This is a genomic window from Streptomyces sp. MS06 (assembly GCF_047200655.1).
Taxonomy (GTDB): domain Bacteria; phylum Actinomycetota; class Actinomycetes; order Streptomycetales; family Streptomycetaceae; genus Streptomyces.
In genome coordinates this window covers 1-13,785 of the sequence record NZ_JBJZOJ010000076.1, presented here as the reverse complement: position 1 = coordinate 13,785, position 13,785 = coordinate 1, and the positions used below count along the sequence as shown (strand labels likewise).

The 13,785-nt window shown below is 70.1% G+C and carries 8 protein-coding genes and 2 pseudogenes; 2 read left to right on the top strand and 8 right to left on the bottom strand.

Annotation, left to right across the window (positions count from 1 at the left end; translation table 11 throughout):
• Positions 1-321: 321 nt before the first annotated feature.
• The 4 genes from ald to ACL02U_RS29260 form a co-directional block, all read right to left on the bottom strand.
• On the bottom strand, positions 322-1,446 hold the full coding sequence (gene ald / locus ACL02U_RS29275) for an alanine dehydrogenase (protein WP_412793996.1): 1,125 nt from the start codon (positions 1,444-1,446) through the stop codon (positions 322-324).
• 132 nt (positions 1,447-1,578) lie between these two features.
• Positions 1,579-3,654: a tetratricopeptide repeat protein gene (locus ACL02U_RS29270; protein ID WP_412793995.1), complete on the bottom strand. Its 2,076-nt coding sequence runs from the start codon at positions 3,652-3,654 to the stop codon at positions 1,579-1,581.
• 194 nt (positions 3,655-3,848) lie between these two features.
• The gene (locus tag ACL02U_RS29265) at positions 3,849-4,475 is read right to left on the bottom strand and encodes an NUDIX domain-containing protein (RefSeq protein ID WP_412793994.1); all 627 of its coding nucleotides are present in this window, start codon (positions 4,473-4,475) and stop codon (positions 3,849-3,851) included.
• Between the two features lie 82 nt (positions 4,476-4,557).
• On the bottom strand, positions 4,558-6,225 hold the full coding sequence (locus ACL02U_RS29260) for a CTP synthase (protein WP_412793993.1): 1,668 nt from the start codon (positions 6,223-6,225) through the stop codon (positions 4,558-4,560).
• A 545-nt stretch (positions 6,226-6,770) separates the two neighbouring features.
• On the opposite strand from ACL02U_RS29260, the gene ACL02U_RS29255 reads away from it, so the two are divergent.
• Together ACL02U_RS29255 and ACL02U_RS29250 are read left to right on the top strand one after the other, a co-directional pair.
• Complete coding sequence (locus tag ACL02U_RS29255) at positions 6,771-8,573, top strand: glycoside hydrolase family 15 protein (protein WP_412794017.1); 1,803 nt, start codon at positions 6,771-6,773, stop codon at positions 8,571-8,573.
• A 384-nt stretch (positions 8,574-8,957) separates the two neighbouring features.
• Positions 8,958-9,482: a hypothetical protein gene (locus ACL02U_RS29250; RefSeq protein ID WP_412794019.1), complete on the top strand. Its 525-nt coding sequence runs from the start codon at positions 8,958-8,960 to the stop codon at positions 9,480-9,482.
• 82 nt (positions 9,483-9,564) lie between these two features.
• On the opposite strand, the gene ACL02U_RS29245 is transcribed toward ACL02U_RS29250, so the two are convergent.
• The 4 genes and pseudogenes from ACL02U_RS29245 to ACL02U_RS29230 all read right to left on the bottom strand — a co-directional run.
• Positions 9,565-10,671 carry a hypothetical protein gene (locus ACL02U_RS29245; protein ID WP_412793992.1) on the bottom strand — a complete coding sequence of 369 codons (1,107 nt, stop codon included), beginning with the start codon at positions 10,669-10,671 and terminating at the stop codon, positions 9,565-9,567.
• A 211-nt stretch (positions 10,672-10,882) separates the two neighbouring features.
• Positions 10,883-11,341: pseudogene (locus ACL02U_RS29240) on the bottom strand (transposase); the annotation flags it as partial.
• A gap of 7 nt (positions 11,342-11,348) precedes the next feature.
• Positions 11,349-13,445 (bottom strand): ISAzo13 family transposase, encoded by a 2,097-nt coding sequence (locus ACL02U_RS29235; RefSeq protein WP_412793991.1) that lies wholly within the window; start codon positions 13,443-13,445, stop codon positions 11,349-11,351.
• Between the two features lie 46 nt (positions 13,446-13,491).
• Positions 13,492-13,785: pseudogene (locus tag ACL02U_RS29230) on the bottom strand (transposase); the annotation flags it as partial.

Genomic DNA, 13,785 nt, shown 5'->3' with positions numbered 1-13,785 from the left:
TAGACAGGTCAGCGTGGCACCATGCCGACGGTTGGCGACTCTATGGCGTGTCGGGCGTCCGCAGCAACACAATCACTCGGACCCGGCCTGATGTGTCGGCAATGAAACATCCCTCTGTCAAGGGCGTACGGCCGTCGCACGGCAGGTTTCACCGGTGTACGAATCGATATAAGGGTTACGTTCGAGGCGAGTTGACCGAGAGCCGCAAAGTGACCATACACACATCCGGCCGGACCTTGTCGGCAAGGTCCGGCCGGGCGTGCGGGGTTGACGAACCGTGTTGACGTATCGCCTTCGCGGTACGGCGACTTGGTCGGCGGTTCAGCCGAGCAGGGTGCGGAGCTCCACGTGCTCCAGGCCGTGCGCCTCGGCGACCTCCCGGTAGACGACCTTGCCCTCGTGGGTGTTGAGGCCCCTGGCCAGCGCCGGGTCCCGGCGCAGCGCCTCCGCCCAGCCGTTGTCGGCGAGCGACACGATGTACGGCAGCGTGGCGTTGGTCAGCGCGTAGGTGGAGGTGTTCGGCACCGCGCCGGGCATGTTGGCGACGCAGTAGAAGACCGATTCGTGGACCGGGAAGGTCGGCTCGGCGTGCGTGGTCGGGCGGGAGTCCTCGAAGCAGCCGCCCTGATCGATCGCGATGTCGACAAGGACACTTCCGGGCTTCATCCGGGACACCAGCTCGTTGGTGACCAGCTTCGGGGCCTTGGCTCCGGGGATGAGGACGGCGCCGATGACGAGGTCGGCCTCCAGGCAGGCCTTCTCCAGCTCGAAGGCGTTGGAGACGACGGTCTGGATCTTCGTGCCGAAGATCTTGTCGGCTTCCCTGAGCTTGTTGATGTCCTTGTCGAGCAGGGTGACGTGGAAGCCCATGCCGAGAGCGATCTGCGCGGCGTTCCAGCCGGAGACGCCGCCGCCGATGACGACGGCCCTCCCGGCCTGCACGCCCGGCACGCCGCCCGGCAGGACCCCGCGGCCGCCGGCCGCGCGCATCAGGTGGTAGGCGCCGACCTGCGGGGCGAGCCGGCCCGCGACCTCCGACATCGGCGCCAGCAGCGGCAGCGCGCGGTTGGGCAGCTCGACGGTCTCGTAGGCGATCGCCGTGGTGCCGGACTCCAGGAGGGCGTCGGTGCACTCCTTGGACGCCGCCAGGTGCAGGTAGGTGAAGAGGGTCTGGTCCTTGCGGAGGCGGTGGTACTCCTCGGCGATGGGCTCCTTGACCTTCAGCAGCAGGTCGGCGGTCGCCCAGACCTCGTCGGCGGTGTCCAGGATGCCCGCACCGGCGGCCACGTACTCGTCGTCCGTGATCGAGGAGCCGAGCCCGGCACCGCGCTCGATGACGACCTGGTGGCCGTGGCGCACCAGCTCGTGCACACCGGCGGGGGTGATGGCCACCCGGAACTCGTTGTTCTTGACCTCGCGGGGGATACCGACCTTCACGTCGATCACGGTCCTTGGCTCAGGGTATGGGGCATTACACGCATATCCGGGTGCGCTCGGGCACACCGGGATGCACCGCAGGAGAACGTGCGGCAGAGCCAGTCTAATGAAGGTGTTCTCTGTGTCTAGCCTTTCATTGCATCAATCTTCACTGGATGCACTGCGGATTTCGCAGGCGTTAGAACCGCGTTCCGCCTTCCGGCCTCCGTCCGGGCCCGCCGCGGGGCCCTCTTCCAGCATGCGCCCGGCCGCTGCGCGGTGGAGGGCGGCGGCCGCGGGGTCGCCGAGATGCTCCAGGGTGTCGGCGAGGCGGAGGTGCACCGCGGCCTGCAACCGCAGGTCGTCGGCGCGACGCGCCCACTCCATCGCCTCCTGGCAGGTGCGCAGCGACTCCTCGGGGCGCCCTGCGTACTCCTGCACCCGGGCCAGCTCGCTCAACGCCCGCGCCTGCGCGGCCACATCGCCGCACCTGCGGTGTCCGGCCGCGGCCGCCCGCCAGTTCCGCAGCGCCTCGCCGTAACGGCCGGCGTAGGTGTGCGCGGCGGCGATGCGGCCGTAAAGCCGGGCGGCGTCGGCGCCCTCCTCGCGGGCGAGGCGCTGGGCGAGTGCGCGGCCGAACCAGTCGGCGGCCCGGTCGTAGTCCCCGAGCTCCAGATGGGCCCCGCCCACGGATTCCATCGCGCGACCGGTGGCGTACGGATCGTCGGCCGCCCGTCCGGCGTCCAGCGCCGCCCGGTACCGCGCCAGCGCCTGGGGCGTCCGTCCGGTCCGCGCGTCGAGGTCGCCCAGGTTCAGCAGGGCCGCGGCCTTCTCGCGGGGCAGCCCGCGCCGCTCGGCGACGTCCAGGACCAGGCGGTGGACGTCGTACAGGTCGGAGGCGGCGGCCTGCGTGCCGACGTGCGCCACCATCGCCCTGACGAGCTGCGACATCAGACGGCGGGCCAGCGTGTCCAGCTCGCCGTCGGCGACCGCGAGCCGGGCGGCGGCCAGCAGCGCGGGCCGTCGGACGGTCAGCCACTCCTCGGCCGCCCGGGGAGTGGGGAAGCGCAGCGCCCTGGGCGTGCCCAGGAGTTTCGCGCGGACCTGCGGGTTGCCGGTCTCGGTGATCGCCCGGCAGGAGTGCAGCAGCCGCACGGTGCGCTCCAGCATCCGGGCGCGCGCGAGCTGCAGCTCGGCCGGGCGGTCCCGGGTCTCGGCGAGGGACCGCAGCAGGGGGTGCAGGCAGGCGGGGACCTCGTACTGCGGCAGCGGCGAGTCGACGGCGCGCAGCAGGCCGAGGGCGACCAGTTCGTCGAGGGTGGCGCGGGCGCCGCCGACCGAGCAGCCGGCGAGCGCGGAGGCGGTGTGCGGGTCGACGTGACCGGCCGGGGCGAGGCTGAGCAGTCGCAGTATCCGGGCGGTGGGGGCGGTCAGCCCCGTGTGCGCCAGCCGGAAGACCCTGGCCAGGGGCGTGGCCTCGTCGAGTTCGCCGCGCAGGCTGCGCAGCTGCTTGGCGAGGTCGGCGACGGCGGCCTTGGGGCGGGCGGCGAGCCAGCCGCCGGCCAGTTCCAGCGCCGCGGGCTGGGCACGGCACTCCTCGACCAGGACCTCCGCCGACCGGGGGTCGACGGTGACGCGGACCGAGCCGATCCGCCGGGACAGCAGTTCCAGTCCGGACTTGATGTCCAGGCCGCCCGGAGTGCAGGGCCGGACGTCGAGGATGCCGGTCAGCGGACCGGCGGAGACGGCGACGGCCAGGCAGTCGGGGTTGTCCGGGAGCAGCGCGTCGACCTGCTCGGCACTCGCCGCGTCGTCGAGCAGCAGCAGGACGCTCCGGTCGGCGAGCGCGGACCGCAGCTCGGCGGTCAGGTCGTCCTCGGCGGCGCCGGGCACCGTCGGCAGGCCGAGGGCGGTGAGGAGTTCCCGCGCGGTGCGGGCGAGCGGGACGGGGGTGCCGTCGGGCTCGCTCAGCCGGGCCCTCAGCACCCCGCCGGGGTACCGCCCGGCCACCTGCCGGGCGAGCTCCCCGGCGAGGGCGGTGCGACCGGAGCCGGGCCGGCCCGCGATGAGCAGGACCCGGGCGCGGGGGGCCTTCCGGCCGGAGAGGGTGTCCAGGCCGGCGCGCTCGATGTCGGCGCGCAGCTCCTTCAACTCCCTTGTCCGGCCCAGGAACTCGCTCTGCGCGGGCGGGTGCGCGGGCACCCGCGCGTCGCCTGCCTCCACCGCCTGGTCCGTCACGGGCCACACTCCCGTCCCACCGCGCGCGCAGCGCCGGCCGGAGCCCCGGGCCGGGCGCTGCCCTGTTTGTCGGCTCGTTCGCGTCGAGCCTAGTTCACGCTCTGCGACGTTCCCGGCGGAGCGCGGCGGGGAGATCGCCCGATCGGATCAGGCGATCGTCACACCGCAGCGGGGGGGTGGGACGGGGGCGGGGCTCAGGCCTCGAAGGGGCGCGCGGGCCACGGCGCCCCGGCCGGGCGCAGGGCGTCCGGGCCGTCGCCCTGCCGCGCCGCCGCCAGCGCCAGCACGCCGACGGCGAGGGCGCTGTGCTGCAGCTCGCCGGCGAGCACACCGCGGACCAGGTCCGCCAGCGGTACGCGCCTGACCTCCATGTCGGCCTCCTCGTGCTCGACCTCGAAGCGCTCCCCCGCCGCCTCGGACAGGTCGCGGGCGAGGAAGACCCGCACCGCCTCGTCGCAGCCGCCGGGCGTGGTGTACACGTCGGTGAGCACCCGCCAGTCCTCGGCCTTGACGTGGACCTCCTCGTACAGCTCCCGCTGCGCGGCCTGCAGCGGGTCCTCGCCGGGCACGTCGAGCAGCCCGGCCGGGATCTCCCACAGCCTGCGGCGCACGGGGTGGCGGTACTGGTTGACGACGACGACGCGGTCCGCCTCGTCGACGGCGAGGACGGCGACCGAACCGGGGTGGACCTGGTAGTCGCGGGTGGCGACCGATCCGTCGGGCATGACGACCTCGTCGGTGCGCACGGAGGTCTTCTTGCCCCGGAAGGGCGTCGCGGTCGCCCGGATCTCCCACTCCTCGGGAGCGTCCTGGATGGTCATGCCGTGTCCTCCCACATGCGCACGTGCGGCCGGGGCCCCGCCGACTGAACGGGCGCGCCCCGGCCACCGTACAACTCGTGTGTCACTCGGACGTCTTCGGCACCGCGCCCCCCTGGCGCTCGACGGCCGCCCTGGCCAGCCCGGCGAACAGCGGGTGCGGGCGGGTCGGCCGCGAACGCAGTTCGGGGTGCGCCTGGGTGGCGACCAGGTACGGGTGCACGTCGCGCGGGTACTCGACGTACTCGACGAGCTTGCCGTCCGGGGAGGTGCCGGAGAACACCAGACCGGCCTTCTTCTCCAGCTCGGCGCGGTAGGCGTTGTTCACCTCGTAGCGGTGGCGGTGCCGCTCCTCGACGTACTCCTTGCCGTCGTACACCTCGCGCACCAGGGAGCCCTCGGCCAGCTTGGCCGGGTACATGCCCAGCCGCATCGTGCCGCCCATGTCGCCCTCGCCGGCCACGATGTCGAGCTGCTCGGCCATGGTGGAGATCACCGGGTGGCCGGTGGCCGGGTCGAACTCGGTGGAGTTGGCGTCGCCGATGTCGGCCAGGTGGCGGGCCGCCTCGATGACGATGCACTGCAGGCCCAGGCAGAGACCGAGCAGCGGGATCCGGTTCTCGCGGGCGTAGCGGATGGCGCCCACCTTGCCGAGCACGCCGCGGTCGCCGAAACCGCCCGGGATGCAGATGCCGTCCACGTCGGCGAGCTGCGCCTTGGCGCCGGCGGGGGTCTTGCAGTCGTCCGAGGTGACCCACTTGATCTTCACCCGGGTGCGGTGGGCGAAGCCGCCCGCGCGCAGCGCCTCGGTGACCGACAGGTAGGCGTCGGGAAGGTCGATGTACTTGCCGACCAGGGCGAGGGTCACCTCGTGGTCCGGCTTGTGGACGCGCTGCAGCAGGTCGTCCCAGGTCGTCCAGTCCACGTCGCGGAACGGCAGGTCCAGCTTGCGGACCACATAGGCGTCCAGGCCCTCGCCGTGCACGGTCTTCGGGATGTCGTAGATCGAACGGGCGTCCGGGCAGGCGACGACGGCGGCCTCGTCGACGTCGCACATCAGGGAGATCTTGCGCTTGATCGCGGTCGGCACCTCGCGGTCGCAGCGCAGCACGATCGCGTCCGGCTGGATGCCGATGTTGCGCAGTGCGGCGACCGAGTGCTGGGTGGGCTTCGTCTTCAGCTCGCCCGACGGCCCGATGTAGGGGAGGAGCGAGATGTGGACGACGAAGACGTTGTCCCGGCCGACCTCGTGGCGGACCTGGCGGACGGTCTCCAGGAACGGCAGCGACTCGATGTCCCCGACCGTGCCGCCGACCTCGGTGATCACCACGTCCACCTCGTCCGTCGCCATCCGGCGGATGCGGTGCTTGATCTCGTTGGTGATGTGCGGGATGACCTGCACCGTGTCGCCCAGGTACTCGCCCCGGCGCTCCTTGGCGATCACCGTGGAGTACACCTGGCCCGTGGTGACGTTGGCGGAGCCGTCCAGGTCGCGGTCGAGGAACCGCTCGTAGTGGCCGATGTCCAGGTCGGTCTCGGCGCCGTCGTTGGTGACGAACACCTCACCGTGCTGGAAGGGGTTCATCGTGCCCGGGTCGACGTTGATGTACGGGTCGAGCTTCTGCATGACGACGCGCAGGCCCCGCGCCTTGAGCAGCATGCCGAGGCTGGAGGCCGTCAGGCCCTTGCCGAGAGAGGAGGCGACACCCCCGGTGACGAAGATGTGCTTGGTCGTCGTGGATTTGGGCGGCATGGCCAAGAGAGGGCTCCCGTGGTCTCGGTCTGGAGGTGCGGTACGGCTTGCCGACCGGGATCGTCCGGAGGAGCCGTCGCTGCGGTTCCGGGGTGCCATTTCGGATGTTCCCCTCCGGGGAGGGGCGCCCACCGGTCCACGGGCTACCAGGGTATCAGCGCTTCAGGGCGGCGACTCCCGGCCACGCTGCGCACACGCGCGGGCACCGACATGCCCCTCTCACCCCCCTCTCACCCCCTGCTCACCCCCTGCTCACCCGTTCGGCCCACGCGCGTTGCCCGGAGCAGCACACAGATCATCTGGGTGCGTCGTATCCTGCTCGGACACTCGCTGCCGAGCCCGGTCGGATACCACGGCAACACCCCTCGCCTGTACACCACCGGAACAACGAGAGCTCGTCAGTTCGTTGAGCAGTAATCGTCGTTTTGTCCCCGTGGCCGAGCGGCTGCCTCGCTGCACCGCTCAACGATGATCAACAAAGACCCTTGACCGTACTAGCGAAGCCCCGCGAGCGGGGCGGCGTGGCCGTTCGACTGGAGTTGCACGTGGCCGGGCGCATCGAAGACTACGCACTCATCGGAGACATGCAGACCGCGGCGCTGGTCTGCCGGGACGGCACGATCGACTGGCTGTGCCTGCCGCGCTTCGACTCCCATGCCGTCTTCGCGGGCCTGCTGGGCAACGAGGAGCACGGCTTCTGGCGGCTGGGTCCGGCGCACGCACCGGATACCGAGCCGCCCGCCGCCGACCGGCGCGCCTACCGGGGAGACTCGCTGGTGCTGGAGTCGGAGTGGGACACGCAGCGCGGCACGGTGCGGGTGACCGACTTCATGCCGCCCCGCGACGGCGCACCGCAGGTCGTCCGGATCGTGGAGGGCGTCTCCGGCCGCGTGCAGATGCGCTCGGCGCTGCGCATGCGGTTCTCCTACGGCCGGGTGGTCCCCTGGGTCCACAAGCACGACGGGCGGACCGTCGCCGTGGCGGGCCCGGACTCGGTCTGGTTCGACACCGACTGCGAGACCTACGGCAAGTCGCTGACCACGTACTCCGACTTCACCGTGGGCCCGGGCGACCGGTTCGCCTTCACCATCTCCTGGCGGCCCTCGCACAAGGAGCCGCCGCCGCTGCCGGAGCCGGACCAGTCGCTGGAGGCGACCGAGGACTTCTGGCGCGACTGGGTCGAGCAGTGCACCTACCACGGCCCGTACCGGGAGCCGGTGATCCGTTCCCTGATCACCCTGAAGGCCCTGACCTACGCCCCCACCGGCGGCATCGTCGCGGCGCCCACGACCTCGCTGCCCGAGGAGATCGGCGGCGTCCGCAACTGGGACTACCGCTACACCTGGCTGCGCGACGCGGCGATCACCCTGTCCTCGCTGCTGCGCACCGGCTACCGCGAGGAGGCCCGCGCCTGGCGCGAGTGGCTGCTGCGGGCGGTGGCCGGCGACCCGGAGAACCTGCAGATCATGTACGGCATCGCCGGGGAGCGCGAACTCGGCGAGGCCGAACTGGACTGGCTTCCCGGCTACGAGAACTCCGCCCCGGTCCGGGTCGGCAACGGCGCCGCGCACCAGCTCCAGCTCGACGTGTACGGCGAGGTGACCGAGGCGCTGCACCTGGGCCACATGACGGGCCTGGCCCGCAACGACTACGCCTCGCTGCTCCAGCTCAAGCTGATCCAGTACCTGGAGAAGCACTGGGACGAGCCCGACGAGGGCATCTGGGAGGTGCGCGGCCCGCGGCGCCACTTCGTGCACTCCAAGGTCATGGCCTGGGTGGCGGTGGACCGCACGATCAAGCTGATCGAGTCCGGGGACGCGGACGGCCCGCTGGAGCAGTGGCGCGAGCTGCGCGACGACATCCACCGGGACGTGTGCGAGAAGGGCTACGACAAGGAGCGCAACACCTTCACCCAGTCGTACGGGTCGAGGGAACTGGACGCGTCGCTGCTGCTCATCCCGCAGATGGGCTTCCTGCCGCCCGACGACAAGCGGGTCATCGGCACGATCGAGGCGATCCAGCGCGAGCTCTCCACGCCGGACGGCTTCATCCTGCGCTACCCCACCGAGGGCGAGAGCGAAGGGGTCGACGGGCTGCCCGGTGACGAGGGCGCCTTCCTGGCCTGCTCGTTCTGGATGGCGGACGATCTGGCGATGATCGGGCGGGTGGACGAGGCGCGGAAGCTGTTCGAGAAGCTGCTCTCGCTCCGCAACGACCTGGGGCTGCTCGCGGAGGAGTGGGACCCCCGGCTGCAGCGCCAGGTCGGGAACTTCCCGCAGGCCTTCAGCCACGTGCCGCTGATCGACACGGCCCTCCGGCTGACCGCCTCGGGGGCGTACGGGGGCTGAGTTTCGTGTGGGATCCCGTTCCCCGTGTCGGATTCCGCGCGCGGATGTCGTTGCCGTGTCGGATACGACAGGTGAGCGGGATTCATGCCTCTAACCTGCGGGTTTCGCTTGCGGCGGTGTCCGGATCTTGAGCGGAACAGCGAAAGTGCCTTCTGCGCTGGGAAGATGAGGCTTGTCGAAGGTCTCTGTCATCCCAGCAGGAAGGCACTTTCTGCGTGCACCCTACCCGGTCGCGTCCCAAGCTCGTCGTGTCGGCCGACGGTCACGGGGTGGTCAGCCACGCCGGATCCCGCCTGCTGGCCGACCTCGCCGATGTCACTGGCCCGACCAGCGCCTTCACGGACGCGCTGCTCTCTCGCGAGCCGTGCTGGCATCGTATGAATCATGGCAGCGATAGACGACACATCCGATCCTGGCAGCCCTGTCCACAGCGCGTATCCGCCCCTGCTGGAGGCAGCATGGCTGTATCAGGCGGATCAGGTGTGTCCGGAAGACCTCCCGATGACCGCTGCCCAGGCACTCGCAGTCGGAATGGACGCGCCGGCCCTGTGCGAGCTCGCCGGTCTGCCGCGGCGTGCGGACCGCCGGGACATCCGTGGCATATTCGAGCAGGCTCTTCAAGAATTGGGGATCAGGCTGCCCGATCGTTACATGGCCCGACGATACGCGCTGCGCAGGCTGGCCGCGCGATTCGTCGCCGGGGAGGTCGATCTTGCCGAGTTGGCATCGGGCGAGTGGTCGGAGACCGAGGTCGAGACCGCTGAGGAGCAAGCATTCTTGGCGCTACTCCCGTCATGCGCGTGCTGCATCGAGTACACGCTGGGGCTCGACGGGGCGGCATGGGAAGCACAACTGCAGATCGCGGCCTGTGCCTTGGTCTCACACCCCACTGTCGGCCCGCGCTTCTGACGATCGGGGTCAGAAGATCGGACAGCAGATGTCGACCACTTTAGGAAGCACGTGAGGCTGGTGTTGTTCGATTGCCGGACGGTTAGAAGAGGCCAGCCGAGGTGCTCTGCGTGAGGTTCTCGAGGATCGTGCGCAGCCACGGGCTGCGCACGGCTGGTAGCCGGACCAAGGTGTGTTGGAACGTTCCCCGGTCGGCCCGGAACAGGTAGTTGGGGAGCAGCGGCAGCGGGTCGTCGCGGAGGACGTCTTGGGCTATGCGGCCCGACGCGGGAACCGGCAAGTTCCGTTCGGGAGAGACCAGCCACAGCCACACCCCAAGCGGCAGGGGCACCAGGTATGCCGATGCGGCCGGGTCGGCAGGGGTCCAGGTCCTGCCCGTCTGGGGATGGACGGGGACGAGGAGGATGTCGACGCCCGCGTCCGGGGAGGGCTGTCCCGGTCCGGCCAGGACGGCGCGCCGCTTCAGGGTGTCTGCCGGCAGCAAGGCGTCGAGCGCGCGTTGGAACACGTCCGCGGTCAGGCCGTCCGGGACCTTCACCGGCTGCCCCTGGGAGGCGATCAGCAGGTGGGCGAGCGCCTGACCGGCTGCCGCCTCCCATCGCGGACTCCACGACCAGTAGTGGTTCGGCCCCAGCCGTCCTCCCCACGTGGCGATCGGCTCGAACGGGGGCGTTTTCTCCCCCGTCTCTGCCAGCTCCGCCCAGGAGAGGGGCGCGGCGTGGATACCGTCAACGGGGACGCGGTGCACAACATCCGAGCCGAGTCGCACCATCTGCCAGAGCGAGCAATCGTCGACCCTGGTTGCCACGGGGAGGTCGCATGCCTCGCAGGCCATGTTGGGCCCGTCGGCCCCGTCGAGGCCACAGCAGGCACCGCCACGCTTCTCAGGAATCAGCCGGGTTCCACGGATATCACCGGGCGCGATGACAATCGCCCCGGTCGTGCCGTGGGACAGGGCGTGGACCGGCGCGTAGATGCCGCGTGCCTCAGCCTCGCCCGGATCAGTCTCGTCCCACAGCCGCCACGGCCCTCCCCAGGGATCCGGGTCCACGGCAAACGTCCCTGCCTCCATGAGCACCGGAAGCTGGGCCCCGTTCCCGTACTGCTGACGTGCGTGGACCGGCAGTGAGACCTGGGACAGCGGAATGGTCAACTCGGCACCGCATCCCGCGCACACGAAAACGAACAAATTTCCTCCGGCTGGACCAGACGCATCTTCGCAGCTCACCGGCAGCCGGCCAACATGTTTTCTCATCCGCTGCGGGAACGGCACCTGTCACCGCCGTGGAGGATCAACGCAGCGTGATCGAGTGCCAGCCGCCGCCCTCGGACTACGGCAGGCGACTCACTCGGTGTTCGGAATCCCGGTGTGGTCGTGCCCCTTGGCGTGGTGTAAGCGATCATTCGTCGGTGGCGGGTAGCAGAGCGGTCTTGTCCGGATAGAGGCTGTCCATGCTCTCGTTGGAGAGGTAACGGCGGGGGAAGGTGATCCACTCATCGTGCAGTTCGATCAGGACGGCGGTGGCGAGGCGTTCGACGGCGGCGTCGTTGGGGAAGACCTGGACGACGTCGGCCCGGCGTTTGACCTCGCGGTTTAAGCGCTCCAGTGGGTTGGTCGACTGGATCTTCTTCCAGTGCTGGTGGGGGAAGTCGGCGAAGGCGGTCAGTTCGTCCTTGGCATCGAGGAGCATCTGCTTCACCTTGGGGAACTGCTTGCCGAAGGCGTCGGCGACGGTGTCGAGCTGGGTGCGGACCGAGACGGCGTCGGGCTGGGCGAAGATCGTGCGGATGGTCGCGGCGGCCATTTCGGCGTGCTGCTTGGGGATCACCGAGAAGACGTTGCGGACGAAGTGGACCCGTAAAGAATCAACTCGACTGTTTTGTCGTCGAGATGGAGGCGAGCAGGGATTCGGCGGTGTGGTGCTTGACCGGGGCCGGTGGCAGGTGGAACCCATCCGCATCGAGGAGGGGGCGGACGTCGCGGAAGGCGTTGCCGATGGTGCTCCGGTTCACCTGGAACAGTTCGGCCAGTACTTCACCGGTGCAGACGCGACGGTGGAACAGGACGGTTACCAGGACACGTTCCGGGTCGGTGATCTTCTGGGCGAACACGCCGCCGCGGGTGCCCGGTTGGCGCGGTCTGCCGCGCTGGGTGTGACGGCGCCCCTCGGCGAGGGCGGCCTGGCGGGGTGCGAGGCGTTCGATGAGTTCCTGCAGGTCCGTGCGGCTCATCCCGGTCAGGGCCGGATCGCAGAGCTCTTCGGGCAGCGAGGTGCGGCTTCGGGCGGGAAGGGCCCCGGTGTCGAGGAATCCGATCAGTTGGTCCGGTTCGGTGAACAGCAGTGTTGTCGGTTCCACCTTGACCTTGTGGCCGTCCAGGAGGCGGCGGGTCTCGGTGATCACCGGGCTGATGACCCGGTCGGTGACCTCCAGCATTTCCGCGAGGACGCGTTGGGGACAGACCTGACGCAGGTAGAGGAGGGTCAGCAGGATGCGGTCGCGGCCGGTGAAGAGGGGCTTGCCGTGGTCGGCGGCCGCCTTGCGACGCGGTCCGCCCCGCTGCTGGAAGCAACGCCGCTCGCGCTCCGCCTCCTGGGCGGGGGCGAGCCGAGCCGTCACATCGTCGAGTTCGGTTGCGCTCATCCCGGTCAGGCGGGGGTCGTCCAGCAGGTCCAGGACTTTTCTGCGTCCCGGCACGGCTGAAGTCGGCCCGCTTCCCGGCGGTGGCGGCTCCGTGGTGGTCAGGGGCGCGGGATGGAGCGTGTAGTTCCAGCTGCCGCGAGCCTTGTGGGGTTCCAGGGGCAGGGCTTTCATGCGGGCCTTGCTGATGGCGACGCCGAGCGGGTAGGACCGGGTGTCGAGCTCGGCCCGGACGCGCAGCCCGCTGCGGGTGGTGGTGGAGGCGATCGCGTTCACGATGACTTCGTGGCTGGTCAGCGGCCTGCCGCGCCAGTTCATGGTGATGTGGGAGAAGAGCCGGTGCTCGATCTTGTTCCACTTCGAAGTGCCGGGCGGAAAGTGGCAGACCGTGATCGCCAGCCCTGTGTCGGTGGCGAGGGCGGCCAGTTCCGCTTTCCAGGCGCGGTAGCGGTAGCTGTTGGAGCCGCCCGCGTCCGCGGTGATCAGCAGCCGGGTGGCGGCCGGGTAGTCGAGCTGGCCGCGGGCCTGCCACCAGCGGCGGATCGTGGCCACGGCGAAGGCAGAGGTGTTGTGATCGACTCCGACGCTGACCCATCCGGTGTCAGCGGCCAGGTCGTAGACACCGTAGGGGATCGCGGTCTCGCCCTTCGGCCCGGTGAAGAAGCTGTGATCCTCGACCCGGACCGGATCGCCCTTGGGCCGCCACTCGCGTCCAGTGTTCGGCAGCTGCCCGAGCATCTCCTTCTTCTTGGCGTCGACACTGATCACCGGCTCGCCCGCGGCCTGGAACACCTTGACCTGATCGTTGATGTAGTGGAACTGCGCGTCCCGATCCGGATGCTGGTCTCCTTCCAGCGTCTTGGCGTTCGCCTGCAGGCTGAAGCCGCTCTCCCGCAGAAGCCGGCCGACGGTCACCGGCGAGACACGGTGCCCTCGCCTCGTGAGCTCCGCCGCAAGACGCCGCAGTGACTTCGTCGTCCAGCGCAGCGGCGACATCGGATCGCCACGCTCGTCCGGCTCGACCAGGCTCAACAGGGCGGGCAGCAGCCCCGGATCCAGCTCGGTCGCGCTCTTGCGCCCGCCGCCCGGCCTACGGATCCGACCTTCCGCCAGCAACTCGGCACCCGCCTCCAACTCGAAGACACCCTTGCGTACGGTGCTCTCGCTCGCCCCGGCGATCCTGGCCACGGCCCGCACCCCGCCGTGGCCCAGCAATCTCGCCTCAGTCGCGAGTGCGATCCGACGTTGCCGCTCGTTCAGATGGGGCAGCAACACCTCGAATCGAACAGCGAGTTGAGCCAGCACCGCGTCCTTGATCGCCATACCAGGTCAACGAGACCGGGCTCAGGAAGCAACACCTTGTTCGCGTACGGGTCCAGTGAACGCGGCAGCGCTGGTGTGCAGCTCCGATCATGACCTTGGCGATGGCGGCGACCAGGCCGAGGTGCTGGTCGGAGATGACGAGGCGGACCCCGTTGAGGCCGCGTTTGCGCAGGTCACGTAGGAAGGTGGTCCAGAAGGTCTCGTTCTCGCTGTCGCCGACCATGAGGCCGAGGACTTCGCGGCCGCCGTCCTCGGTGACGCCGGTGGCGATGACGACGGCGCGGGAGGCGATCTGGTGGTCGACGCGGGCCTTGAGGTAGGTGGCGTCGAGGTAGACGTA

What these genes read in the sequence shown, in the direction of transcription:
- ACL02U_RS29265 (WP_412793994.1), bottom strand. Translation starts at nt 4,475, where the DNA reads ATGACCATCCAGGACGCTCCCGAGGAGTGGGAGATCCGGGCGACCGCG.
- ACL02U_RS29260 (WP_412793993.1), bottom strand. Translation starts at nt 6,225, where the DNA reads ATGCCGCCCAAATCCACGACGACCAAGCACATCTTCGTCACCGGGGGT.
- ACL02U_RS29250 (WP_412794019.1), top strand. Translation starts at nt 8,958, where the DNA reads ATGGCAGCGATAGACGACACATCCGATCCTGGCAGCCCTGTCCACAGC.
- ACL02U_RS29235 (WP_412793991.1), bottom strand. Translation starts at nt 13,445, where the DNA reads ATGGCGATCAAGGACGCGGTGCTGGCTCAACTCGCTGTTCGATTCGAG.